The organism is Streptomyces sp. WM6378 (genome assembly GCF_001279695.1).
Taxonomy (GTDB): domain Bacteria; phylum Actinomycetota; class Actinomycetes; order Streptomycetales; family Streptomycetaceae; genus Streptomyces.
Genome location: NZ_LGDD01000013.1, coordinates 32319 through 56808, shown reverse-complemented (window position 1 = coordinate 56808; position 24490 = coordinate 32319). Strand labels below are relative to the sequence as shown.

General features: G+C 72.0%; 22 protein-coding genes and 2 pseudogenes. 12 read left to right on the top strand and 12 right to left on the bottom strand.

Going from position 1 to position 24490, the window contains the following annotated elements:
• Positions 1 to 240: 240 nt before the first annotated feature.
• From ADK54_RS03140 to ADK54_RS03130, 3 genes are read right to left on the bottom strand one after another with little or no spacing between them, the layout of a single operon-like run.
• Positions 241 to 1059: an alpha/beta fold hydrolase gene (locus tag ADK54_RS03140; RefSeq protein ID WP_053723934.1), complete on the bottom strand. Its 819-nt coding sequence runs from the start codon at positions 1057 to 1059 to the stop codon at positions 241 to 243.
• A complete protein-coding gene (locus ADK54_RS03135; protein ID WP_053723933.1) occupies positions 1047 to 1736 on the bottom strand; it encodes a DUF998 domain-containing protein in 690 nt (229 codons plus the stop codon). The genes ADK54_RS03140 and ADK54_RS03135 overlap by 13 nt, the downstream gene beginning before the upstream one ends.
• A gap of 31 nt (positions 1737 to 1767) precedes the next feature.
• Complete coding sequence (locus ADK54_RS03130; RefSeq protein ID WP_053723932.1) at positions 1768 to 3201, bottom strand: APC family permease; 1434 nt, start codon at positions 3199 to 3201, stop codon at positions 1768 to 1770.
• Positions 3202 to 3284: 83 nt separating this feature from the next.
• Here ADK54_RS03130 and ADK54_RS03125 point away from each other — a divergent pair, with 83 nt between their 5' ends.
• A complete protein-coding gene (locus tag ADK54_RS03125; protein WP_053723931.1) occupies positions 3285 to 4187 on the top strand; it encodes a DUF4190 domain-containing protein in 903 nt (300 codons plus the stop codon).
• Between the two features lie 118 nt (positions 4188 to 4305).
• Entirely contained in the window at positions 4306 to 6057 is a 1752-nt protein-coding gene (locus tag ADK54_RS03120) for an NAD+ synthase (RefSeq protein ID WP_053723930.1), read from the top strand.
• A gap of 27 nt (positions 6058 to 6084) precedes the next feature.
• Here the strand turns inward: ADK54_RS03120 and ADK54_RS03115 are convergent, their stop codons facing one another.
• The 3 genes from ADK54_RS03115 to ADK54_RS03105 all read right to left on the bottom strand — a co-directional run bounded on the left by ADK54_RS03115 (position 6085) and on the right by ADK54_RS03105 (position 9572).
• Positions 6085 to 7107: an endonuclease/exonuclease/phosphatase family protein gene (locus ADK54_RS03115; protein ID WP_053723929.1), complete on the bottom strand. Its 1023-nt coding sequence runs from the start codon at positions 7105 to 7107 to the stop codon at positions 6085 to 6087.
• A 183-nt stretch (positions 7108 to 7290) separates the two neighbouring features.
• Positions 7291 to 7902, bottom strand: coding sequence for a TetR/AcrR family transcriptional regulator (locus tag ADK54_RS03110; protein ID WP_053723995.1), 612 nt, complete (start codon positions 7900 to 7902; stop codon positions 7291 to 7293).
• A gap of 62 nt (positions 7903 to 7964) precedes the next feature.
• Positions 7965 to 9572 (bottom strand): MFS transporter, encoded by a 1608-nt coding sequence (locus tag ADK54_RS03105; RefSeq protein WP_053723928.1) that lies wholly within the window; start codon positions 9570 to 9572, stop codon positions 7965 to 7967.
• Positions 9573 to 9768: 196 nt separating this feature from the next.
• Here ADK54_RS03105 and panB point away from each other — a divergent pair, with 196 nt between their 5' ends.
• From panB to ADK54_RS03090, 3 genes are all read left to right on the top strand, one after another.
• On the top strand, positions 9769 to 10641 hold the full coding sequence (panB, locus tag ADK54_RS03100) for a 3-methyl-2-oxobutanoate hydroxymethyltransferase (RefSeq protein ID WP_053723927.1): 873 nt from the start codon (positions 9769 to 9771) through the stop codon (positions 10639 to 10641).
• 165 nt (positions 10642 to 10806) lie between these two features.
• The gene (locus tag ADK54_RS03095) at positions 10807 to 11844 is read left to right on the top strand and encodes an ATP-binding cassette domain-containing protein (RefSeq protein WP_053723994.1); all 1038 of its coding nucleotides are present in this window, start codon (positions 10807 to 10809) and stop codon (positions 11842 to 11844) included.
• Positions 11841 to 12695, top strand: coding sequence for an ABC transporter permease (locus ADK54_RS03090; RefSeq protein ID WP_053723926.1), 855 nt, complete (start codon positions 11841 to 11843; stop codon positions 12693 to 12695). Before ADK54_RS03095 ends, ADK54_RS03090 begins: the two co-directional genes overlap by 4 nt.
• Before the next feature lie 13 nt (positions 12696 to 12708).
• On the opposite strand, the gene ADK54_RS03085 is transcribed toward ADK54_RS03090, so the two are convergent.
• Positions 12709 to 15996, bottom strand: a complete 3288-nt coding sequence (locus ADK54_RS03085) for a BTAD domain-containing putative transcriptional regulator (protein WP_053723925.1) — start codon at positions 15994 to 15996, stop codon at positions 12709 to 12711.
• Positions 15997 to 16179: 183 nt separating this feature from the next.
• On the opposite strand from ADK54_RS03085, the gene ADK54_RS03080 reads away from it, so the two are divergent.
• Positions 16180 to 16974 carry a site-2 protease family protein gene (locus ADK54_RS03080; protein ID WP_053723924.1) on the top strand — a complete coding sequence of 265 codons (795 nt, stop codon included), beginning with the start codon at positions 16180 to 16182 and terminating at the stop codon, positions 16972 to 16974.
• Here ADK54_RS03080 and ADK54_RS46620 read toward each other — a convergent pair.
• Complete coding sequence (locus ADK54_RS46620) at positions 16958 to 17134, bottom strand: hypothetical protein (protein WP_199826850.1); 177 nt, start codon at positions 17132 to 17134, stop codon at positions 16958 to 16960. The two genes, ADK54_RS03080 and ADK54_RS46620, sit on opposite strands and share 17 nt — an antisense overlap.
• Before the next feature lie 117 nt (positions 17135 to 17251).
• Entirely contained in the window at positions 17252 to 17965 is a 714-nt protein-coding gene (gene npdG / locus ADK54_RS03075; RefSeq protein WP_053723923.1) for an NADPH-dependent F420 reductase, read from the bottom strand.
• 96 nt (positions 17966 to 18061) lie between these two features.
• Here npdG and ADK54_RS03070 point away from each other — a divergent pair, with 96 nt between their 5' ends.
• Complete coding sequence (locus tag ADK54_RS03070; protein WP_053723922.1) at positions 18062 to 18664, top strand: hypothetical protein; 603 nt, start codon at positions 18062 to 18064, stop codon at positions 18662 to 18664.
• Between the two features lie 22 nt (positions 18665 to 18686).
• Here the strand turns inward: ADK54_RS03070 and ADK54_RS03065 are convergent, their stop codons facing one another.
• Positions 18687 to 18917: a hypothetical protein gene (locus ADK54_RS03065; RefSeq protein WP_053723921.1), complete on the bottom strand. Its 231-nt coding sequence runs from the start codon at positions 18915 to 18917 to the stop codon at positions 18687 to 18689.
• A 77-nt stretch (positions 18918 to 18994) separates the two neighbouring features.
• On the opposite strand from ADK54_RS03065, the gene map reads away from it, so the two are divergent.
• Together map and ADK54_RS03055 are read left to right on the top strand one after the other, a co-directional pair.
• The gene (map, locus tag ADK54_RS03060) at positions 18995 to 19864 is read left to right on the top strand and encodes a type I methionyl aminopeptidase (RefSeq protein WP_053723920.1); all 870 of its coding nucleotides are present in this window, start codon (positions 18995 to 18997) and stop codon (positions 19862 to 19864) included.
• 169 nt (positions 19865 to 20033) lie between these two features.
• Complete coding sequence (locus tag ADK54_RS03055; RefSeq protein WP_053723919.1) at positions 20034 to 20696, top strand: heme oxygenase (biliverdin-producing); 663 nt, start codon at positions 20034 to 20036, stop codon at positions 20694 to 20696.
• Between the two features lie 164 nt (positions 20697 to 20860).
• Here the strand turns inward: ADK54_RS03055 and ADK54_RS03050 are convergent, their stop codons facing one another.
• Both ADK54_RS03050 and ADK54_RS47170 read right to left on the bottom strand, forming a co-directional pair.
• Positions 20861 to 21538 carry a PhzF family phenazine biosynthesis protein gene (locus ADK54_RS03050; protein WP_053723918.1) on the bottom strand — a complete coding sequence of 226 codons (678 nt, stop codon included), beginning with the start codon at positions 21536 to 21538 and terminating at the stop codon, positions 20861 to 20863.
• 67 nt (positions 21539 to 21605) lie between these two features.
• On the bottom strand, positions 21606 to 21851 hold the full coding sequence (locus ADK54_RS47170; RefSeq protein ID WP_053723917.1) for a hypothetical protein: 246 nt from the start codon (positions 21849 to 21851) through the stop codon (positions 21606 to 21608).
• Here ADK54_RS47170 and ADK54_RS03040 point away from each other — a divergent pair.
• From ADK54_RS03040 to efeO, 3 genes and pseudogenes are all read left to right on the top strand, one after another.
• Positions 21748 to 22514 (top strand): annotated as a pseudogene (locus tag ADK54_RS03040) (iron chelate uptake ABC transporter family permease subunit). The gene ADK54_RS47170 and the pseudogene ADK54_RS03040 sit on opposite strands and share 104 nt — an antisense overlap.
• Positions 22511 to 23200, top strand: a pseudogene (locus ADK54_RS03035) (ATP-binding cassette domain-containing protein). The pseudogenes ADK54_RS03040 and ADK54_RS03035 overlap by 4 nt, the downstream one beginning before the upstream one ends.
• Before the next feature lie 119 nt (positions 23201 to 23319).
• Positions 23320 to 24465 carry an iron uptake system protein EfeO gene (efeO, locus tag ADK54_RS03030; protein ID WP_053723915.1) on the top strand — a complete coding sequence of 382 codons (1146 nt, stop codon included), beginning with the start codon at positions 23320 to 23322 and terminating at the stop codon, positions 24463 to 24465.
• The last annotated feature ends 25 nt before the right edge of the window (positions 24466 to 24490 follow it).

Genomic DNA, 24490 nt, shown 5'->3' with positions numbered 1-24490 from the left:
CTGGCTGCGGGCCGTGCGTGGCTGGTCGCGCAGTTCCCCGCGCCCCTGGCCGGGTTGGTCCTGGCAGGGTGCGTACCCAAGCCCGCCCTGACTTCTTGAGTGCCGCCCATGTGGGCATACCCAGCCCGTCCGGCGATTGAGGACGAGCGCCCTCAAGGCGCGAACGGGGTCTGGGGCGGAGCCCCGGAAGCCACCGTCACCCACCCACACCCCCGGAGGGTCTCGGGAAGGGGCGGGGAACTATCCAGGAGGCACCGCTCGCGCCACCGCCCCCGGGTCGTCCAGCATCACCAAGTGGCCTGCGGCCTCGGCCAGTTGGAAGGTGGCGCCCAGCGTCGCCGCCAGGCCGCGCTGGCGGTGGATCCAGGCCTCGCCCCCGGCGCCGCCCGCCAGCACGGTGACCGGTGCCGCCGGGAGGCTCAACCGGCGCCGCAGGGACAGGAGTTCCGCCGCCACCGCCCCGTACCGCGCGTTCTCCAGGATCATTCCGCGCAGCACCCGCGACGTGCCGTAGCAGCGCCGTACCAAGGCGCGCGGGGCCGGATCGCCCCCGCCCGTGCGGGAGGCGCGGACCGCGGCCCGGCGGACCGCGGGGCCGAGCGCGGCGGGCACTCCCGTGCCGCAGAGCGCCGCCCCCACCGCCCGCGCGAAAGCGAGCCGCAGACCCGGGGCGGCCGGAGGACGCGCGGCCTCCTCGATGCTGGAGTCGACCAGGACGAGGCCCGCCGTACGGGCCGGGTACAGCCGCGCGAAGGCCTCCGCATGGAACCCCGCGATGGAGTGGCCGACCACCGTCACCGGACCGGCCGCACCCAGCGCGTCGAGCAGCCCCGCGATCCGGTGCGCCTCCCCCGCGGCGGTCGGCGGCACCACGGCCGGCCCGGAGAGCCCGTGCCCGGGCCGGTCGAAGCGTACGACCGTGTGGTCCGGGGTGAGCAGCGGCACCACTGGATCCCAGTCGAACCAGCTCATGCCGAGCCCGGCGCTGAGCACCACCGATGGCCCGGCGCCCTCGACCATCACGTGGTGCGCCACCCCGCCGACCTTCAGGAACGCCATGCCCGCCCCTCCCTCGCCACGCAAACCGCCAGCACCCCCAGCCAGACCGCCACCACCAGCACCTGAAGCCGCTGGCCCGCGCCCAGGGCCCAGGTGCCGCGGCCCGCCTGGAAGGCCGCCACCGATGCCAGCGTCCAAGCCGTGGCGGCCAGTTCGAGGGTCACCAGCGCCGGGCCGAGGCGCGCCGCGAGCAAGGGCCACCAGCCGTAGCGGCGGGCCGCGACGGTGAGGGCCACCACGCCGGCCAGCGCTCCCAGCATCGCCAGGCTGCTGCTCACCGCGTGCGCGGTGTGCGTCGCCGGGACCAGGCCCGCCGTTTCGCGGGCCGCGCACACCGGGTCGGCGGTCGGGGCGCAGCTCAGCGGGAGGCGGGAGTCGACCGCCGTGGCCGCGCCGAACAGGGCGAGCCCCGACCAGCCCGCCAGCGACCAGCGCCGCCGGTCGCAGCGCCAGAGCGCGCACACCGCGGCGGCCAGGACCAGGAGTCCCGCCGTCAGGTCGGTGGCGCGGAAGAGCCCGCCCAGCGGCTGGTCGGCCGCGGCGAGTTCACTCACGTACGCCTGGATCGGGTCGAGGCCGGTCTGGAAGACGAGCTCAAGGACCCAGGCCGTGTACGCCAGGGCGCCGAGCGCGAGCAGGACCGCGACGGGCCGGGTTCGCACACCACTGCGGGACATAGTGGGGCCAATGTTACGGGGGCGGCCGCGGTTACTGGTGGTCCGGATGCACCCAGCTCGGCTTGCGGAACTTCAGGAAGGCCAGCGGCGCGAGGATGCCGAGCGCCAGGAGGCCGCCGCCGACGATCAGCAGGTACCGCCAGAGCGGCTGGTTGCCGAACCGGTCCGGCGGTACGAACCCGATGCACAGCGCGGCCACCGACGCCACGAACCCGATGCCCGCGACCCACGCGACCGCGGGCACCCGGAACCCCCGCTCCACCTCGGGCCGGGTCCTGCGCAGCCTGACCACCGCCACGAACATCAGCAGGTAGGCGATGAGGTAGATCTGGACGGTGATGACGGAGAACATCCAGTAGGCGCTCGACACGTCGCCGCTGAACGCGTACAGGATGCCGATCAGGGTGGTGATGACACCCTGCGCGACCATGATGTTCTGCGGGGTGCCGTACTTGTTCAACCGCTGGAACACCGGCGGCAGATAGCCCTCCTGGCGCGAAAGCAGCACCAGCCCCTTGGCGGGTCCCGCGAGCCAGGTCAGCATGCCGCCGAGCGCGGCCGCCACCAGCATCACGCCGACGACCTTGGTCATCCAGCCGATGTGGAAGTGGCCGAAGAAGGCCTGGAAGGCCTGCATCAGACCGGCCGTCAGGCTCAGCTCCGACGACGGCATCACCCAGGAGATCGCCAGGGCCGGAAGGATGAAGATCAGCAGCACCAGGCCGGTCGCCAGGAACATCGATTTGGGGTACTCGCGCTTGGGGTCGCGCAGCGAGGACACATGGACGCCGTTCATCTCCATGCCCGCGTACGACAGGAAGTTGTTGACGATCAGGACCAGGCTGGCGAGCCCGGTCCACGGCGGCAGCCAGTGCGAGGCGCTCATCGGCGCCGCCGACGGGTTGCCCTGGCCGAGGAAGACGAAGCCGAGGACGACCAGGACCACGCCCGGGATGAGCGTGCCGATGACGAGCCCCAGGGAGCTCAGCCCCGCGACCGTCTTCGTACCGCGCGAGGAGATCCACACGCCGGTCCAGTAGATGACGACGATGACGATCGCGACGTACGGCCCGTTCTCGGCCAGCTTCGGGTTGATGACGTACGCGAAGGTCGAGGCGACGTACGCGAGCAGGCTCGGGTAGTACGCGATCGTCATGGCGAACTGGCACCAGACCGCGAGGAACCCGAGCGGTTTGCCCAGCGCCTCGCTCACCCAGCGGTAGATGCCGCCGGTCCAGCCCGAGGCGAGTTCGGCACCGACCAGCGCCGTCGGCAGCAGGAAGACGAGGGCCGGCAGGAGGTAGAGGAAGATCGCGGCGAGGCCGTAGATGGCCATGGACGGGGAGGGGCGCAGGCTCGCGACGGATGCCGTCGTCATGAGGCCCAGCGTCACCCACGAGACGAACTGCCGTTTTGTCCCTCCGTCCGCGACGAGTTCTTCATCGGAGGCGTCCGTGGTCGTCATGCGCCCATCCTCGGCTCGGCGGCGGGGTCCCGCACGTCGGGCCGTAGGGTGATCCGAAAAAATGGATCACCGAAGGACTCCCCATGACCGTGCCCGTCAACTCCCCCGGCCAGCCGCAGTGGGGGCCGCCGTCATCCGGCCGCCCGGGTCCGCCGCAGGCTCCCGCGCAGCAGGCCCGTAACGGTCTCGGCGCCGCGTCCCTGGTCCTCGGCGTCTTCGGGGTGGCCTTCGGGCTCGTGCCCTTCCTGTTCTGGCTGTCGGGCACGCTCGGAGTCCTGGCCGTGGTCCTCGGGCTCGTTGGGCACGGGCGGGCACGCGAGGGACGGGCCACCAACAAGGGCGTGCCGCTGGCCGGGAGCGTGCTCGGTGGCGTCGCGACCGTGCTCGGGATCTTCGGGCTTCTGGTCACCGTGGTGTTCGTGAAGGACGCCGCCAAGGGTGCGGGCGGCGGCATATCCCCGGCGCCGTCGCGCGCCGCCTCGTCCTCGGCGCCCGGTCCGAAGCCGTCACCGAGCGCCCCGCCCGCCCAGCAGCCGCAGCCGTTCGGGGCGACGCACACCTACCCGGACGGCGTGCAGGTCACCGTCTCCCGGCCGGCCCCGTACGCGCCGGACGCGTCCGCGTCGGGCCATCGCAAGGGCAACCGGGCGATCCGCTTCACCGTCACCATCGTGAACGACAGCGACGCGTCGATCGACGTCACGTCGGCGGTGCCGACCGCGCGCGGCTCGGACGGCATCGAGGTCGAGGCCATATACGACGACGAGCACGCGACGAGCATGTTCGCGGGCGCCCTGGAGCCGGGCGGCCGCGCCAGGGGCGAGTTCGCCTTCTCGATGCCGCCCGGGTCCAAGACCGTGGACTTCCAGATCGGGCCGCAGACGCTGAAGTACGACGAGACGGTGTGGAGCGGGCCGGTCGTCGCGGGAAGCAGCCCAGGTACCGGAAGCGGCACCGACACCGACCCGAGCCCGGTCACCGACTGACCCTGCCGCGGGAGGGGCACTGGCCGCGCCTCCGCCCGGCTCATGGGGCGCCCCGAACGGCGCCCCGTATCGCCGCTCCCCACCCCATCGCGTCGCATTGACGATTACACTGGGCCGCGTGCCTCAACTACGTCTCGCCCTGAATCAGATCGACTCGACCGTCGGGGACATCTCCGGCAACACCGAGGCGATCGTGCACTGGACACGGCACTCCGCCGAGCAGGGGGCGCACCTCGTCGCGTTCCCCGAGATGATGCTGACCGGCTACCCCGTCGAGGACCTGGCCCTCAGGTCGTCCTTCGTCGAGGCGTCCCGGCGGGCGCTCACCGCGCTCGCGGCGCGCCTGGCGGCGGAGGGCTTCGGGGAGATCCCCGTGGTCGTCGGGTACCTGGACCGCTCCCCCGTCGCAAGCCCCCGGCTCGGCCAGCCGGCGGGCGCTCCGCAGAACGCGGCGGCGGTGCTGCACGGCGGCCGGGTCGTGCTGGCCTTCGCCAAGCACCACCTGCCCAACTACGGCGTGTTCGACGAGTTCCGCTACTTCGTGCCGGGCGACACCATGCCCGTGGTGCGGGTGCGCGGCATCGACGTGGCCCTCGCCATCTGCGAGGACCTGTGGCAGGACGGCGGCCGCGTCCCGGCCACCCGCTCGGCGGGCGCGGGACTCCTGATCTCCATCAACGCCTCGCCGTACGAGCAGAACAAGGACGACTCCCGGCTCGACCTGGTCCGCAAGCGCGCCCAGGAGGCCGGCTGCACGCTCGCGTACGTGGCGACCATCGGCGGCCAGGACGAGCTGGTCTTCGACGGCGACTCGATCGTCGTCGACGCGAGCGGCGAAGTCGTGGCGCGGGCACCGCAGTTCAGCGAGGGCTCGGTCGTCCTCGACCTGGAACTCCCGGCCGCGGGCCCGGCCCCGTCCGGCGTGGTCGACGACGGTCTTCGCATCGACCACGTGGTGGTCTCCGAGGAGCCGGTCCCGGCGTACGAGCCGGAGCTGACCGGCGGTTACGCCGAGCGGCTCGACGACGATGAGGAGGTCTACTCGGCGCTGGTCGTGGGCCTGCGCGCGTATGCCGCGAAGAACGGCTTCCGGTCCGTCCTGATCGGCCTGTCCGGCGGCATCGACTCGGCGCTGGTCGCCGCGATCGCCTGCGACGCGCTGGGCGCGGCGAACGTGTACGGCGTGTCCATGCCGTCGAAGTACTCCTCGGACCACTCCCGGGGCGACGCGGCCGAGCTGGCGCGGCGTACCGGGCTGAACTTCCGCACCGTCCCCATTGAGCCGATGTTCGACGCCTACATGGGCTCGCTCGGCCTGACCGGGCTCGCCGAGGAGAACCTCCAGTCGCGGCTGCGCGGCACGATGCTGATGGCGCTCTCCAACCAGGAGGGCCACATCGTGCTCGCCCCGGGCAACAAGTCCGAGCTGGCGGTGGGCTATTCGACGCTGTACGGCGACTCGGCGGGCGCGTACGGGCCGATCAAGGACGTCTACAAGACCTCGGTGTTCCGGCTCGCCGAGTGGCGCAACCGCGCGGCGGCCGAGCGCGGCCAGACCCCGCCGATCCCGGAGAACTCCCTCACCAAGCCCCCCAGCGCCGAGCTCCGCCCGGGCCAGGTCGACACGGACTCGCTGCCCGACTACCCGGTCCTGGACGCGATCCTGGCGATGTACGTCGACCGGGACCAGGGCGCGGACGCGATCGTGGCGGCCGGGTACGACCCGGAGCTGGTGGGGAGGACGCTGCGGATGGTGGACACGGCGGAGTACAAGCGGCGGCAGTATCCGCCGGGTACGAAGATCTCGGCGAAGGGGTTCGGCAAGGACCGCCGGCTTCCCATCACCAACCGCTGGCGCGAGTTGGGGTGAGCTACCGGAGGCCGGGAGCCCGGGCGGCTACACCTGCAAGCGCGCCGCGATCGGCAGATGGTCGCTCTTCGTCTCCGGCAGGGTCCACGACGACTTCGGCTCGATGCCCTTGACCATGATCTGGTCGATGCGGGCCATCGGGAACGGGGCCGGCCACGTGAAGCCGAAGCCGTCGCCCGCGGCGCCCTGGGTGGAGCGCATCTGGGCGGTGATGTTGTTCAGGGAGCGGTCGTTCATCGTGCCGTTGAGGTCGCCGAGCAGGACCACCTTCTTGATCGGCTCGGCGGAGATCGCCTCACCCAGCGTGTAGGCGCTGTTGTCGCGCTGGTTGGCGGTGAACCCGGCGTTCAGCTTGACCCGTACCGAGGGCATGTGGGCGACGTACACCGCGACGTCGCCGGTCGGGGTCTTCACCGTCGAGCGCATCGCGCGCGTCCAGCCCATCTTGATGTCGACGGGCCTGCTGTCGCTGAGTTCGTACTTGGACCAGAGGCCCACCGTGCCCTGCACCGAGTGGTACGGGTAGAGGTCGGCCAGCGCCTTCTTGTACGTCTCGACCTTGTCGCCCGGGATCTCCTCCAGGGCCAGGACCTGCGCGCCGGAGGCGGCGACCTGGCGGGCGGTGCCGGCCGGGTCGGCGTTCTCGGCGTTCACGTTGTGGGTGGCCACGACCAGGTTGCCGCCGGAGCCCTGCTTGTCGGTGAGGAGGCCGCCGAACACGTTGAGCCAGACGATCACCGGGAGCAGCAGCGCGATCAGCGCGGTCGCCGAGCGGCGCCACAGCGCGAGCCCGAGGAGGACCGGCAGGAACACGCCGAGCCACGGCAGGAAGGTTTCTGAGAGCGAGCCGAGGTTGCCCACCGAGTTGGGGATCCGGGCGTGCAGGAGCATCACCAGGGCGATCAGCACGGCGAGCCCCGCGAGGACCAGGCCGCGGCGCCAGATGCCGGGATCGCCCCGCCAGTTGTCGACCAGGCGCCGGAACCGGGACCCGGTGCGCTCGCCCTCCGCGCTGCCGTCGCCCGTCTCCGTCATGTACGCCCGCGCCATTCCGCTGTCCTCACTGCTGTTTCCGCACATCGTCCCCGCCGTTCGACCCTAGGCGAAAACGGGTGGGATTCCCTGCTGCCGTACTGCCCGTACGACATCCGTACGCCCCGCAGGACGACCGGGCGGGGCGGCGGGTTCCAGGGCGGGGCCGCAGCTAGGGCCCCTGTGACACAACGCGCATATTCAGCGGGGCGGGCGCAGCCCTTCGAGGACGGCGTCCACGATGCGCGCGGCGAGCTCGGGGCCGGGCAGTTCGTTGCCGGGCCGCATCATGGTGCGCACCAGCATCGGGGCGACGAAGAGGTCGGCGGCCATGTCGAGGTCGAGCCCGGCGCGCAGCTCGCCGTTCTCGACGCCCCGCCGCAGCACCTCGTCGAGGAGCTCGCGGCGGGGGTCGATGACGATGCTGTGGTACTTCGACCAGAGCTTGGGATAGCTCTGCATCTGCGCGAAGACGTTGTGCAGCAGGGCGGAGGACTGCTTGGCGACGCTGCGCCGGCGCACGTTCTCCACCATGCACACGAGGTCGTCGCGCAGGGAGTGGCCGGGCAGCGGCGGGGCCGGCGACTCCATGGACTGGACGACCTCGACGTACAGCTCCTCCTTGCCGGCCCAGCGCCGGTAGATGGTGGCCTTGCCGACGCCCGCGGTGCGGGCGATGCGTTCGATGGAGAGGTCGGCGAGCGAGACGCCTTCCTCAAGCAGCTTGATCACGGCTTCCAGGATCTGGCGTTCCGCGGCCTCGGAGCGGGGCCGCCCGCGCCTTGGTTCGCCGGCCTTGTGCTGCTTGTCCATCAGGGTCACGCCCGCTCCGCTTCTTCTCGCCGTCCCGCCGATTGTCCCGGAGGCCCGGCCTCCTAGCCGCGCGCGGCCTCGGTGGGCCGGTCCTCGGCCTTGGGCGCCGGGGCCGCGGGCGGCTTCGGCGGCAGGAACAGGGCGACGACGACCGCGCCGAGCAGGGCCACGCCGGACGAGGCGAGGGCCGTGACGTGCATGGCGTGGATGAAGGCGTCGTTGGCCGGGGCGATCAGTGCCTTGCCCGCGGGGCCCATCTTCTCGGCGATGCCGAGGGTCGCCTCGATGGATTCGCCGGCCGCCTTGCGCGCCCCTGCGGGGACCGCGCCGAGGTGGCCCTGGATGTCACCGCGGTAGACGGTGGAGAGCAGCGAGCCGAGCACGGCGACGCCGAGTGCGCCGCCGACTTGGCGGAAGGTGTTGTTGACGGCCGAGCCCGAACCGGCCTTCTCGCGCGGCAGCGACTGCATGATCGACACGGTGACGGGCGGCATGATGTGTGCCATTCCGGCGCCCTGGACGAAGAACACGACCTCCATGACCCAGATCGGCGTGTTCGCGTCGAACAGGCCGAAGGCCGCGAGGCCGATCGCCACCAGGATCAGTCCGGCGGTGCAGACGGCCCGGGCGCCGAACCGGTCGACGACCAGGCGGGCCCGCGGCGCGAAGATCATCTGGGCGGCGGCGAGCGGCAGGATGAGCAGGCCGGACTGGAGCGCGCTGTAGCCGCGCACGCTCTGCATGTAGAAGACGGAGAAGAATGTCACGCCCATCAGCGCGAAGAAGGTCAGCGCGATGGCGACGACGGCGGCCGAGAACGCGGGCTTCTTGAAGTAGTTGATGTCGATGGCCGGGTGGTCGACGCGCTTCTCGTACAGGACGAAGCCGACCAGGACCGCGACCCCGCCGAGGATCGTGGCGAGCACCGTCGTATCGGTGAAGTCCGCGAGCTGGCCGCCGTGGATGATGCCGTACACCAGCAGGACGAGGCCGACCACGGAGAGCAGCACGCCCACCGGGTCTAGCCGGCCGGGGTTGGGGTCCCTGGAGTCCGGCACGAGGACGACCATCGCGATCAGGGCGATGATCACGACCGGCACGTTGACCAGGAAGACCGAGCCCCACCAGAAGTGCTGGAGCAGGACGCCGCCGGTGATCGGGCCGATCGCGATGGCGAGGCCGACGCCGCCGGCCCAGATGCCGATGGCCTTGGGCTGCTCCTCGCGCTCGAAGACGTTCATGAGGACGGCGAGGGTGGCGGGCATCACGAAGGCGCCGCCGAGGCCCATCAGGGCGCGGAACGCGATGAGCTGGTCCGGCGAGTTCGAGAAGGCGGCGAGCACCGAGCCGAGGCCGAAGACCGTGATGCCGAAGAGCAGGATCTTCTTGCGGCCGAGCCGGTCGCCGAGCAGGCCGGAGGTGAAGAGCAGCCCGGCGAAGACCAGCGTGTAGGCGTTGATCGCCCATTCCAGCTCGCTCTGGGTGGCGCCGAGGCCGGTGGGGGCGGGGCTGGCGATCGTCTTGACGGCGACGTTCAGGATCGAGTTGTCGAGGACGACGATCAGCAGGCTGAGCATCAGGACGGCGAGGATCGCCCAGCGTCGGCGGTGGACGGCTTCGGGTATCCGAGGTGCGGCCGGGGCGCCGGACGCGGCAGGCGTGGTTGACATGCCGTCCAGCCTAGAGCTATTTCGATACGAGACCGTCTCGTATAGCAAGGTCTTTGCTTTTCGGACACCGGTTCGTGTTCGTGGCCGATACGGCTTCCTGGGACACCCTTCCCGGCACGGGGCACGGGATGCCACCATGGATGTGGTCCGGAGACGCCGTAAGGGCGCTTCGAGATGACGAACAGGAGCCGTTGCGATGACGCAACAACTTCAGGCTGCCCCCAAGGCACCCGACAGCAGCAATCCCAAGGCGCTGTACGGAGGCAAGGGCACCCGGCGCATCACCGTGCACGACATCGCCGCCGCCAAGGCGCGCGGCGAGAAGTGGCCCATGCTCACCGCCTACGACGCGATGACCGCGTCCGTCTTCGACGAGTCCGGGATCCCGGTCCTCCTGGTCGGCGACTCGATGGGCAACTGCCACCTCGGTTACGAGACGACCGTCCCGGTCACCATGGACGAGATCACCCTGCTTTCCGCGGCCGTCGTACGGGGCACCTCGCGCTCCCTCGTGGTCGCCGACCTGCCCTTCGGCTCGTACCAGGAGGGTCCGGTGCAGGCGCTGCGCAGCGCCATGCGCCTGGTCAAGGACGCGGGGGTCGGCGCGGTCAAGCTGGAGGGCGGCGAGCGCAGCCACGAGCAGATCCGGCTGCTCGTCGACTCGGGCATCCCGGTCATGGGCCACATCGGCCTCACCCCGCAGTCCGTGAACACGCTGGGCTACCGGGTGCAGGGCCGGGGCGACGAGGCGGCGCACCAGCTGCTGCGCGACGCCAAGGCGGTGCAGGACGCGGGCGCCTTCGCGATCGTCCTGGAGCTGGTCCCGGCCGAGCTCGCCGCCGAGGTCACGCGCATCCTGCACATCCCGACCGTCGGCATCGGCGCGGGCGTGGAGTGCGACGCGCAGGTGCTCGTCTACACCGACATGGTGGGCCTGACCGGCGGAAAGACCCCCCGCTTCAGCAAGCAGTACATGAACCTGCGCGAGTCGCTCGGGGACGCCGCGAAGGCCTTCGCGGGCGAGGTCGTCGGCGGGGCGTTCCCGGCCGAGGAGCACACCTTCCACTAGCCACTGCGGTCACGACGACAGTCCGCCGACTTCCCCCATCGGCGGGCTGTCCGTCGTCTGTGGGCCCGGTTGTCCACAGGGCCGTAGGCGGCCGCAGGCCGGTTGTCCCCAGGCTGTCGGTGCCCTGTCGGTGGATTGTCGGTGGCGGCTGGCACCTTGATGGACATGACGCGAATCGACAAGAACCCCATCGACAGCGGGACCGGCGTCGCCGCCGGCACCGCCGTCTCCGTACGGGGGCTGGTGAAGCACTTCGGCGACACCAAGGCGCTGGACGGCGTCGACCTGGACGTCCGCGAAGGCACCGTGCTCGGTGTCCTCGGACCGAACGGCGCCGGCAAGACCACCCTCGTACGCTGCCTGTCCACCCTGCTCGTGCCGGACGCCGGCAGCGCCACCGTCGCCGGCTTCGACGTGGTGAAGCAGCCCCGCCAGCTGCGCCGCACCATCGGCCTGACCGGGCAGTACGCCTCGGTCGACGAGAAGCTGTCCGGCCGCGAGAACCTTTACATGATCGGCCGGCTGCTCGACCTGTCCCGCAAGGACTCGCGGACCCGCGCGGACGAGCTCCTGGAGCGCTTCTCGCTCACGGACGCCGCCAAGCGGCCCGCGATGACCTACTCGGGCGGCATGCGCCGCCGACTCGACCTGGCGGCCTCCATGATCGGCCACCCGGCCGTCCTCTACCTGGACGAGCCGACCACGGGCCTCGACCCGCGCACCCGCAACGAGGTGTGGGACGAGGTGCGGCGCATGGTCGCCGAGGGCGCCACCGTGCTGCTCACCACGCAGTACATGGAGGAGGCCGAGCAGCTGGCCAGCGAACTGACGGTCATCGACCACGGCAAGGTCATCGCCAACGGCGGGGTCAACGAGCTGAAGGCGAAGGTCGGCGGCCGCACCCTGCAGATCCGGCCCGCCGACCCGGACCAGCTGGGCGCGATGGCGCGGGCCGTCACCGAGGCGGGCCTGGACGGCGTCTCAGGCACCCAGGTCATCCCCGACGAGGGGGTGCTCAACGTGCCGATCCTCAGCGACGAGCAACTGACCGCCGTGGTCGGCCTGTTGGGGGCGCGCGGCTACGGCATCGCCCACATAGGCACCCACCTGCCCAGCCTGGACGAGGTGTTCCTGGCCATCACCGGCCAGAAGACCGGCGACGCCCAGGACATCCACCGTGAGACCGAGGAGGTCGCGGCATGAGCACCACCACCACTGTCGAAGCGCCTGCCCAGCAGACCCCTTCGCGTCCGCGGCGGGCCACCGGGTCCGACGACGTACGGATCGGGATGCGCGCGAACCTGCGCCACATCGGCGCCCTGGCGCGCCGCAACATGCTCCAGATCAAGGCCGACCCGGAGTCGATGTTCGACGCCGTGCTGATGCCGATCATCTTCATCCTGCTGTTCGTGTACGTCTTCGGCGGCGCGATGTTCGGCAGCGGCAACCAGGAGGCGTACGTCAACTACCTGGTGCCCGGCCTGATGGCGATGATGGGCCTCAACATCGCGATGGCGGTCGGCACCGGCGTCAACGACGACTTCAAGAAGGGGGTGATGGACCGCTTCCGGACGATGCCCATCGCCCGGTCGTCCGTCCTCATCGCCAAGATGGTCGTCGAGGTCGGCCGCATGCTGGTGGCCACCACGATCCTGCTGATCATGGGCTTCATCCTGGGCCTCAGCATCAGCACCTCGGTGTGGGGCCTGCTCGCGGCGGTCGGCCTGTCGCTGGCGTTCGGCGCGTCCCTCATGTGGATCTTCATCCTGCTCGGACTCACCATGAAGACGGCCCAGGCCGTCCAGGGAGTGGCCATGCTCGTGCTGATGCCGCTGCAGTTCGGTTCGTCCATCTTCGCCAAGCCGACCACGATGCCGGGCTGGTTGCAGTCCTTCACCGACTACAACCCGCTGTCCAACCTGGCGGACGCGGCCCGCGGCCTGATGACCGGCGGCCCCGTCGCCCACTCCGCGCTGATGACGCTTGCCTGGTCGGTGGGCATCACGCTGGTGATGGCTCCGCTGGCGGTCGCCAAGTTCCGCAAGCGCACCTGAGCCTGACGGTACGTCAGTTCTTGCGATCGCGCCGCACGAGGGCGGTGGCCTCCTCCACGGAGAGGCCACCGCCCTCGGCGTACGCGGTCTCGTACGCCCCGTCGTCGAGCAGGGCGCGAGCGGCCCGCTCGGCCTCGGCCCGCTGTTCCACCTGTACGGGCGGCACGAAGTGGCCGGCCGGGAGCAGCGCGTCGTGCGCGCCGACGAGCCGGGCCGCGTCCGCGCCGTCGCCGCGGCCGCCGAGTCCGGCGATCGCGCAGGCCGCGGTGAGCATGTGGACGGCGATCATCTCGGGCGCGACCATCCGCGAGAGCGGCCCCTGGGCCCGGTCGAGCGCGACCAGGGCGCCGGCGAGCCCGTCGGCGTACCGGCCCTGCACGTTGTCCAGCCAGGCCCGCACGCCCAGGACGAACCCCTCGAACAGGACGAGGCTGGCGGAGCTGAACTCCCTCAGCATCACCTCGGCGTGCTCGCGCGCCTCGTCGATCCGGCCGGTGCGGCCCAGCCACATGGTGAGGAAGAGCCGGGCCGCGGGCCGGGCCTCGACGCCCGCCCGGTTCCCGTCGGCGAGGATCTCGCGCAGCATGGCCTCGCCGCGCTCGCCCTCCCCCATCTCCAGGAGGACGGAGGCGAGCCGCGCCTTGAGGAGGGTGACCTGGGCCTGGGCGCCGAGCTGCTCGGCGTAGCCGAGGGCGGCCGTGAAGTCCTCGGCGGCCGGGCCGAATTCACCCCGCTTCTCGCGCGCCTCGCCCCTGGCACCCAGTGCCTCGGCCGAGCCCCAGGCGTCGCCGAGGCGCCGGAAGACGAGGAGGGCGGCGTCGGCGTCGGCGGTCGCGTCACCGGCCCACTCGGTCCGGTTGGCCAGGACGTTGGCGCGCATCTGGAGGGCGGCGGCCAGCTCCCACTCGTAGCCGAGCTCCTCGCTGGCCTCCACCGTGACGTCGAGGACCTCCTTCAGCCGGGCCTGGTCGCCGGTGAGCACCACGGGGAAGAACCAGAGCGAGCCCGGCATCCGGCAGGTCTGCGGCAGGCCGGGGCGGTAGGCGGAGGCGATCGCGCGGAGCCGTTCGGCGGCTTCCGGGGTCGTCCACTGGTCCATCTCGTGGTCCATGGTGGCCAGTTCGACGAGCCGCACGCCGCGCCGCGCCTCCTGGAGCACCTCGGGGTCGAGCGGCGGCGGGGCGTCCGTGCACTGGACGTAGACCGGCGGCGCGGGCGTCACGGGCGGCGCGAACGGGTCGGGCCCCAGCGCCGCCGCCTCCTTGGCCCAGTGGCGCGACTCGGCGCGCAGGTCGCGCATCTGCCAGTACCAGAACAGGGCGTGCACCAGGCAGAGCGCCTCCTCCTCGTCGCGCAGCGCGACGCAGCGGCGCAGCGCGGTGCGCAGGTTCTCGTACTCGCGCTCGAAGGCGTCGATCGCGGTCCGCTGCCCGGGGCCGCGCAGGCCGGCGTCGGTGCGGCGGGCGAATTCGCGGTAGTGCGTGAGGTGGCGGCGCTCGGCGGCGGCGCGGTCGCCTGCGCCGTCGAGCCGCTCCGTCGCGTACTCGGCGACGGTTTCGAGCAGCCGGTAGCGCATCTCGCCGGTGTCGTCGGGCGCGGCCACGACGAGCGACTTGTCGACGAGGGAGCCGAGCACGGCGGGCACGTCCGGGGCGTCCAGGCCGCCGTCCTCGGCGCACACCGCCTCGGCCGCCGCCAGGTCGCAGCCGCCCGCGAAGACGGCGAGGCGGCCGAGCACCGCGCGTTCGGGCGCCTCCAGGAGGTCCCAGGACCAGTCGACGACGGCCCGCAGGGTCTGCTGCCGGGGCAGCACCGTGCGGCTGCCGCTGGTGAGCAGGCGGAACCGGTCGTCCAGACGGTCCGCGATCTGACGAGGCGTCAGTATTCGGAGGCGGGCGGCGGCCAGCTCGATGGCGAGCGGGAGCCCGTCAAGGCGGCGGCAGATCTCGGCGGCGGCGTCCGGATCGCCCTCGACGCGGAAGCCGGGCCGGGCCGCGGCGCCCCGCTCGGCGAGCAGCCGCAGCGCGTACGGCGTGGGCAGCGGCTCGACGGGCCGCACCAACTCCCCCGGCACGCCCAGCGGTTCGCGGCTGGTGGCGAGGACGACCAGGTGCGGGCAGCGGGCCAGCAGGTACTCGGCGAGTTCGGCGGCGGCGCCGATCACGTGCTCGCAGTTGTCCAGGAGCAGCAGCATGCGGCGCGGCCCGCAGTGCTCGGCGAGCCGGACCACGGGGTCGTCGGCGTGCCGGTCGGCGGCCCTGAGCTCCTCGGCGCCGGCCGAGTGCAGCACCGTCTTGCGGGCGCCGACCGCGGTGAGCACGGCGGCGGGCACCCCGGCCGGGTCGTCGACGGGCGCGAGTTCGGCCAGCCACACCCCGTCCGGCCAGCACTCCGCGGCACTGTCGGCGGCCTCCTGCGAGAGCCGGGTCTTGCCGGCCCCGCCGGGCCCGAGCAGGGTGACGAGGCGTGCGGATTCGAGGTCGCCGCGGATGTCCGCGAGCTCGGCCTCACGCCCGACGAAGGAGGTGAGCCGGGCCCGCAGATTGCCGTGCACCGGGGCGGCGGGCGCGGGGACAGCGGCCGGGTTCAGCAACTCGGCGTGAATGGCGCGGAGTTCGGGCCCGGGGTCGGCGCCGAGCTCCTCGGCGAGCGTGGTGCGCACGCTCTCGTACGCGGCGAGCGCCTCGGCGGGGCGGCCCGCCGCCCGCAGCGCGCGGATGCGCAGGGCGTGCAGCGGCTCGTCGAGCGGGTGACTCCCGCAGAGCGCGGCGAGCTCGGCCAGCGTCTCGCCGGCCCGGCCGAGCACGAGGGCGGCGGCGAGCCTCAGCCGCCGGGCATCGAGCCTGCGGGCCTCGGCGCGGGAGGCGAGGGCGCCGGGGTCGGGCAGGTCGGCGAGCGCGGATCCCGTCCACAGCGCGAGCGCGTCGTCGAGCAGGGTCGCGGCCTTCGCCGGGTCGCCCTCCTCCAGGGCGCGGGCGCCGTCGGCGGTGAGCCGCTCGAAGCGGTGGAGGTCGATGTCGTCGGGCTGGGCCGCGAGCCCGTATCCGCCGCTGTCCGCGGAGAAGACCGCGTCATGGCCCAGTGCCCGGCGCAGCCGACCGACGAGCGCCTGGAGCGCGGCCGGGGCGTCGGCGGGCGGTTCGTCGCCCCACACCTCGCCGACGAGGACGCCCACCGGGGCGGCCCGGCCCGGCCGCAGCGCGAGCACCGTCAAGAGCGCGCGCAGCCGCGCACCGCCGAGGGAGACGGGGCTGCCGTCGAGGTGGTGGACCTGGGTGTTGCCGAGAATCCGGTAGCGCACGCCCCCATTCTCATCGACGCGGCAAGGCCCGGGGCCCGGGGTGCGGAACTCCCGCCCGCTCCCGAGACGTTTGACGCGCGGAGCCCGAGCCCGATATCGGACGCGATCCAGACACGGGCTCTCAGCCCCTGTACGGTCGGGCGCGTCCTCTCGACCGTCCCACCAGCCACTGGAGCCCACCGCATGGCCACCGCAACCTCCCGCCACCACGACCGGCGGATCAGCCCGGTCTTCCTCGGGATCGTCGCCGTCATGGCGGTCTCCGGGTGGGCGGTGTGGACGAGTTACGCCTCGTCCCGCGGCCTGGCCGTGTTCCTGTTCGTGACGTCCGCCTGGGTCGTCTCGCTGTGCCTGCACGAGTACGCGCACGCCCGCACCGCACTGCACGGCGGGGACATCACGGTCGGCGCCAAGGGCTACCTCACGCTCAACCCGCTGAAGTACACGCACGCGCTGCTGTCGATCGTGCTGCCGGTGATCTTCGTGATCATGGGCGGCATCGGCCTGCCCGGCGGCGCCGTGTTCATCGAGCGGGGCCGCATCCGGGGCCGCTGGAAGCACAGCCTGATCTCGGCGGCGGGCCCGCTCACCAACGTCCTGTTCGCGATCGTGTGCACGGCCCCGTTCTGGCTGCACGCGCTCGACGGAGTGCCCGCCGACTTCCGCAACGCGCTGGCCTTCCTGGCACTGCTCCAGGTGACGGCGGCGCTCCTGAACTTCCTGCCGGTGCCGGGCCTGGACGGGTACGGGATCGTCGAGCCGTGGCTTTCGCACTCGACCCGGCGCCAGGTCGAGCCGTTCGCGCAGTTCGGGCTGCTCGCGGTGTTCGCGATGCTCTGGATCCCCCAGATCAACCAGGAGTTCTTCCGGCTGGTCTACGCGATCCTGGACGGGCTCGGGGTGTCCGACGTGGACGCGGCGACGGGCCGCAGCCTCTACCAGTTCTGGCCGGACCTCTCACTCACTCCGCAGCGCTAGCCGAGCGCCCCCGGCGCAGGTAGTACCAGCACATGTTGGACGAGAGTCCGACGAGCAGCACCCAGATGATTCCGAGCCAGCTGCCCTGGGCGAAGGAGACCACGGCCGCGGCGACGGCGAGGACACAGACGACGAGGGCGTACAGAGCGAGGCGGGGCATGGAGGTCGGCTCCTGTCGGGTACGGCTGCTTTTCGGCACTGCGGTCGAGCGGGACGAAAGGGACGGGCGGGTGCCCTCGGCACCCACCCGTCCAGTGTCCACCATGCCCGGGCGTCCTCAGACGTCGGTGACCCGCAACCCCGCGTGGGCCTTGTAGCGGCGGTTCACCGAGATCAGGTTGGCGACGAGTGACTCCACCTGGTGGGCGTTTCGCAGCCGCCCGGCGAAGACCCCGCGCATGCCGGGGATCCGGCCGGCCAGCGCCTGTACGAGGTCGGTGTCGGCGCGCACCTCGCCGAGCACCATCACGTCCGTGTCGATCTCCTCGACGGACTCGTCCTGGAGCAGCACCGCGGAGAGGTGGTGGAAGGCCGCCGTCACCCGGGAGTCCGGCAGCAGGGCGGCCGCCTGCTGGGCCGCGCTGCCCTCCTCGGGCTTGAGGGCGTACGCGCCCTGCTTGTCGAAGCCGAGCGGGTTCACGCAGTCGACGACGAGCTTTCCGGCCAGCTCCTCGCGCAGCGACTCCAGCGTCTTGGCGTGGCCGTCCCACGGCACGGCCACGATCACGATGTCGCTGCGCCGCGCGCACTCGGCGTTGTCGGCGCCCTCGATGCCGAGGCCGAGCTCGTCGGCGGCGGTCCGCGCCCGCTCGGCGGCGCGCGAGCCGATGATCACCTTCTGGCCGGCCCGGGCCAGCCGGTAGGCCAGGCCCCGGCCCTGGTCGCCGGTGCCGCCGAGCACGCCGACGACGAGGCCGGAGACGTCCGGAAGCTCCCAGGGGTCCTTCGCGGCGGGCTTCGATGCGGTACCGGCGTTGTCAGTGGAAGTCATGAGGGCGACCCTACTCGGCCGTAGCGGCGCCCTTCATTCGGATGACGAAGCCCGGTTCCGGCCCGCGGCCGCGCCGGATGCGGCAGGCTGCCGGCCATGGATGCCGTACGGGTCGCACTGCTGCGGGAAGTGCTCGCCGGGACGGAGTGGCTGCGGGCCACCCGCCGCTTCGGGGGCGTCCTTCGTTCGTCCGTCGTACCGCACGGCGGAGGGCTGCTCCTGGTCGGCACCGAGCGCTACGAGCCCTGGCACCTGGCCGCCCACCTCACCGACGAGGCGGCCTGGTCGGGCCTTTTGGAGCTGAGCCCGACGCTGGTGCGCCACCGCGTCGAGCCGGGCGGGCCGCCCCATCTGTCCGTCGGGCTCGGCCGCCTGGAGGCGGCCCGGCGCGGCGAGACGCTGCTCGTGGTGGCGCCCGAGCGGCCCGCCGAAGGCCTGCTCGAACGCGTCCACGACGCGCGCCGGGCGGGCGCGACCGTGCTCGCCCTGGACGGCGGCGACCGCGAGGTGCAGGGGCTGGTCCACGAGTCCCTGACGGTGGCGCCGGACGCGGAACTCGACCTGGACACCGTGCAGCACCTGGTCAGCGCCGCCGCGGGCGAGAACACCCTGCCCCCGCAGCGCGGCCCGCGCCGCTTCCGCGACCGCCTGACCCAGCTCGCCGACCACCTGACGGCGCCGCCACCGGCCCGCTGGTAACCGTCAGCGGGTCAGCGGCGGCTCACTCTTCGCCGTCCTGCGGCGCCGACTTGTCGTGCCACTTGGGGTCGTTCTCCCACTCCAGGTTCCGCTCCTGCGCGCTCTGCATGGCGTGCTCGGCCTCCTCGCGCGTCGCGTACGGCCCGAAGCGGTCCTTGGCCGGGCACTCGGGGCCCTCCTCGACCTTGTGGTGGACCAGGCAGTAGAACCACTCGCCGGGTTTGCCGACCGTGCGCTTCTTGAACAGAGCCATGGGTGCCTCTTTCCTGGGACGGTGGCCGGGTGCCTCAAGGCCATGCTGCCCCACACCCGCTCGATAGACTCGCCGGCATGTCTGGCCAGCCGAAGTCGCAGTCCCTGCTCGTGCCCGGGGAGATCTCTCCGGCCCGTTCCGTCCCGGGTCGTATCCGGCGTCCCGAGTACGTCGGGAAGCCCATGCCCACGCCGTACACCGGCCCCGAAGTGCAGACCGCCGAAACGATCGAGCTGATGCGGACCGCGGGCCGGATCGCGGCGCGGGCCATGGAGGAGGCGGCCAAGCACATCGCGCCGGGGGTGACGACGGACGAGCTCGACCGGGTCGCGCACGAGTTCATGTGCGACCACGGCGCCTACCCCTCCACGCTCGGCTACCGCGGCTTCCCCAAGTCGCTGTGCTCCTCGGTCAACGAGGTCATCTGCCACGGCATCCCGGACTCGACCGTCCTCAAGGACGGCGACATCGTGAACCTGGACGTCACCGCGTACATCGGCGGCGTGCACGGCGACAACAACGCCACCTACTTCTGCGGCGACGTCGACGACGAGTCGAAGCTGCTCGTCGAGCGGACCCGGGAGTCCCTCAACCGCGCGATCAAGGCGGTTCGGCCGGGCCGCCAGATCAACATCATCGGCCGGGTCATCGAGTCGTACGCCAAGCGCTTCGACTACGGCGTCGTACGGGACTTCACGGGCCACGGCATCAGCACGGCCTTCCACTCCGGCCTGATCGTGCCGCACTACGACGCCCCGCACGCGACCACCGTGATCAAGCCCGGCATGACCTTCACCATCGAGCCGATGCTGACGCTCGGCACCCACGAGTACGACATGTGGGAGGACGGCTGGACGGTCGTCACCAAGGACCGCAGGCGCACGGCCCAGTTCGAGCACACGCTGGTGGTCACGGAGACGGGCGCGGAGATCCTCACGCTGCCGTAGTCCCGTGCCGCCGGACCCGGGCCGGGTGGGATTTTTTGATCGAGTGTTGCGCCCCCGGCCCACGGGGTACGTTTTTACCGACAGGACGTCGGGAACCAGTTGACTTAGGTAAGCCTAACTTGAGACGATCCAACTGGTTCCCGCACCCCTCGGTCCCCGGAGGCCCGCCTTGACCACCACCGCGACCACGCCCTTCTCCACCCTCATCCGTACTGCCTCGCACGAGCAGCACACGGAGGCGGAGACGTCGACGTTCATGGGCGATCTGCTCGGCGGCCGGCTCGGGGTCGACGCGTACGCCCGCTACACCGAGCAGCTCTGGTTCGTGTACCGGGCCTTGGAGGAGGGCGCCTCCGCGCTCACCACCGACCTGGTGGCGGGGCCGTTCATACGGCCCGAGCTGATGCGCACGGCCTCCCTTGAGCGGGACCTGGCCCATCTGCGCGGCGCCGACTGGCAGCGCGGCGCGACCCCGCTGCCCGCGACGGCCGCGTACGCGGCGCGCGTCGCCGAATGCGCGCGGACCTGGCCCGCCGGATATGTGGCGCACCACTACACGCGCTATCTCGGCGACTTGTCGGGCGGGCAGATCATTCGCGACAAGGCGGAGCGGACGTGGGGGTTCGCCCGCAAGGGCGACGGCGTACGGTTCTACGTCTTCGAGGGGATCGCCAACCCGGCGGCGTTCAAGCGGGGTTATCGCGTACTGCTCGACGCCCTGCGCGCGGATGAGCTGGAGAAGCGGCGGGTTGTCGAGGAGTGCAAGCGAGCTTTTGCTTTGAACACGGCTGTGTTCAGGGAGCTGGGGGAGGAGTTCCCGCTCAGCGCGTAGCGCTCCGCGAGGGGGCGGATTTTGGGTGCGGGGCGGTTGGGGGGCTTTTGCGCAGTTCCCCGCGCCCCTAAACCCGTTGTCCGCTGCGGGCCGTGCGTGGTTGCTCGCGCGGTTCCTCGCGCCCCTGTAGGGCACCCAGTACCCGTTGGCGGAGCCGGGCGATGTCAGGACGGGGTGCGGGGCATGGCGCGTTCCAGCAGTACCCGGCCCCCTAGCTCGATCGTGTCGTCCGGGCCCGGGGCCGTCAGGAGTTGGGAGCCCCGGCCCTGGGTGATGTTCAGGGCTCGGCCCAACTGGCGGGTCAGCAGGAGGGCGGCCGCTCCCGTCGCCTCGTCCTCGTCGATTCCGTCGCCCCGGCCCGGGAACGCCCTCGCCCTCACCCGGCCTGCCGCCTCGTCCTGCCAGGACCAGGCGTATATCCACTCCCCCGGCTCAGGGACCGCCAGCGCGTCCACCTCGGCAGCCGAGGCGTACTGGCGCAGGGTGCGCGGTGGGGCCCAGCCGGCGCGGGCCGTGATCCAGGTGAACTCGCCGTCCTGGCGGGCGAAGACGTCACCCACGGGGAGTTCCAGGACGTCCAGGTCGAGGAGCCACGCGGCGCCGACCACCGGATGCCCGGCGAACGGAAGGCGCAGTCCCGGGGTGTAGATGTCGACGGTGCCGCGCTCGGGGTCGTCCACGAACACGGTCTCGCTGAAGCCGAGTTGACGCGCCAGCTCCTGCCGGGCCGCCTCGCCGGGCACGTCCGCGCCTTCGCGCACCACTGCGAGGGCGTTGCCGTGCCGGCCGTCGGGGCCGCAGAAGACCCTGAGCACGTCGATCAGTACGTCTCGTTCACTCACGGACGCATTGAAGCAGCAGGCAGGGCCGCGCCCTCCGGTCGGGGGTGCGGCCTGTCCGTCGAGAGGGTCAGGCCCGGCGGCGCCTGGCGGCGAACAGCATCGCGCCGCCGACGGCGGCCACCGCACCGGCCGCACCGAGCAGGGCGCCGGTCGGGATGTCGGCGCCGGTCGCGGCAAGGGCGGCACTCCCGCCGACCGAGGCGCCGACCGTGCCGGACGGGGTGGTGGACGCCGTTCCCGTACCGGAGCCGGACCCCGTACCGGAGCCGGACCCCGTGCCGGAGCCCGCGGACCGGGTCGAGCCGCTGGCCACAACTCCCCTGCCCCGGCTGCCCGTCACCGTGAGGTCCGCGGACGGCAAGCAGGTCGAGGTGAGGTCCGCCGACCGGATCGGCCGCTCACCGGCTCCCTCGGCGAGCTCGTGTTTCACGCTCGGGCTCGGCAGACACGTGGTGGCCAGGGACATCACAGCCATCTTCGAACAGGCCGCGACGCTGCCGGTGGTGACGCGGGCGCACGACGTCTCGGCCGAGGGCGTCCTGTCCCCGAGGCCGACGCTGGTGCTCGCCGAGGCCACGACGGGACCGGCCGAGGCGGTCGACCAGATCCGGGCCGCCGGGATACCGCTGGCCGTGGTCGAGCCCGCCAAAAGCCTCGCCGACGTGGACCTCAGGATCGAGGCGGTGGCCGCCGCCCCGGGCGTGCCCGGCGCCGGAGCCGAGCTCAAGTCGCGTACGGATCAGAGGATTTCGGCGGCGCGGGCGCCGCACCCAAGGGCCGGGCGAAGCCCCGGGTCTCCTTTCTCCATCTGCGCGGTTCGGCCTCCGTCCGTCTCGGCTGCGCCGTCGTACTGATGGCCCGCACGGTGGTCGCGCCCGCCGAACTGCCGCTTGGCGTCCTGACCGCCCTGTTCGGCAGCCCGTTCTTCTTCTGGCTCCTGCGCAGGACCCGGCGCAAGCACGGCGGTTGGGCATGAGCGCCCTGAAGTCCCTCTTCTCCGCACGCGGCCCGCGGGCCCTTCCCGTTCCGCCCGAGCCTGGTCAAGTAGCCCTGGAAGCAAGTGGGTTGAGGGTGGAATTGGGCGGGCGTCCGGTGCTCGACGGGGTCGGCCTCCAGGTCCGGGCCGGCGAGGTCGTGGCGCTCGCCGGGCCCAACGGGGCGGGCAAGTCGGCGCTGCTCGCCGTCCTCGCGGGCGATGTGCCCGCAAGCTCGGGGGCGTACGGATCGACGGGCGGCCGCTCGCCGGCCGGCCCGCGCCCGAACTCGCCCTGCGCAGGGCCGTACTGCCACAGCAGGCCTCGCTCTCCTTCCCCTTCGCGGTCGAGGAGGTCGTCCGGATGGGCCGGGCGCCGCGGGCCGGGACCGTACGCGAGGACGAGGACGACACGGTGGTGGCGGACGCGATGGCGGCCACCGAGGTGGATCTGCCGCGAGCGGGCCCGTGCCGGGGACGCCGTCGTGGTCGTCCTGCACGACCCGGGTCTGGCGGCGGCGCACGCGGACCGGGTCGCCGTGCTGCACGACGGGCGGCTCGCGGCCGAGGGGCCGCCCCGCGAGGTGCTGGACGCGGAGCTGATCGGCCGGGTCTACCGGCAGCCCGTGGAGGTGCTCGCGCATCCCCGCACGGGCGCGCCGCTGGTCGTGCCCCGGCGCGACCCGTGACCAGGCCGTGACCGGTGAGAGCTGAATCACGCACCCAGTGGGTATCGGTGAGGTAAGGCTCGGTTAAGTTAGGTCAGCCTCAGTCGACCTGTTCGACCCTGACCCAGCGTGGAGCCCGCATGCGACCCGTCCGTACCTCCGTAGTCACCGCCGCCGCTGCCGTCGCGGCCCTGACCGCCGTCACGGGCTGCGCCGACAAGAGCGACGCCAAGTCGGGTGGCGCCGGTGACGCGATCCAGGTGACCGCCACCGACAGCTCCTGCAAGCTCTCGAAGACCGACTTCCCCGCCGGTCACGTCAAGTTCGACATCGAGAACAAGGGCTCCAAGGTCACCGAGGTCTACCTGCTCTTCCCCGACGACCGCATCGTCGCCGAGCGCGAGAACATAGGCCCGGGCCTCAAGCAGCAGCTCACCGCCGAGGTCAAGGCCGGCTCCTACGAGGTCGCCTGCAAGCCCGGCATGAAGGGCGACGGCATCCGCCAGAAGGTCAACGTCACCGGCGGCGCCGCCGTCAAGCGCAACCCGCAGCTGGACACGGCCGTCGCCGAGTACCGCAAGTACGCCCAGGAGCAGGCCGACGAGACGCTGCCCAAGGTCAAGGTCTTCACCGACGCGGTGCGGGCCGGCGACCTGGAGGCCGCCAAGAAGGCGTTCGCCCCCTCGCGCCTGGGCTGGGAGCGCACCGAGCCGGTCGCCGAGTCCTTCGGTGACATCGACCCGTTGACCGACACCCGCGAGGACGGCCTGGAGAAGGGCCAGAAGTGGACCGGCTGGCACCGTCTGGAGAAGTCCCTCTGGGCCGACAACAAGATCGGCCCGGACGAGAAGGACCTCGCCACCCAGCTCGACAAGGACCTGGCGGACTGGCAGAAGCGGGTCGGCACCGCCGAGATCACCCCGACCTCGATGGCCAACGGCGCCAAGGAGCTCCTCGACGAGGTCGCCACCGGGAAGATCACCGGTGAGGAGGACCGCTACAGCCACACCGACCTGTCCGACTTCAAGGGCAACGTCGAGGGCGCGCAGAAGGCGTACGAGCTGCTCAAGCCGGTCGCCTCGAAGAACGACCCGGCGCTCACCACCGAGCTGGACAAGCAGTTCGCGGCCCTGAACACGCTGCTCGACAAGTACCGCACGGACCAGACCTCCTACGACTTCACCTCGTACGACAAGGTCGGCGAGGGTGACCGCAAGCAGCTCTCCGACACGGTGAACGCGCTCGCCGAGCCGCTGTCGAAGCTCGCCGCCGCCGTCACGAAGTAACGCCCGGAGCCAGGAGGAGATCCGT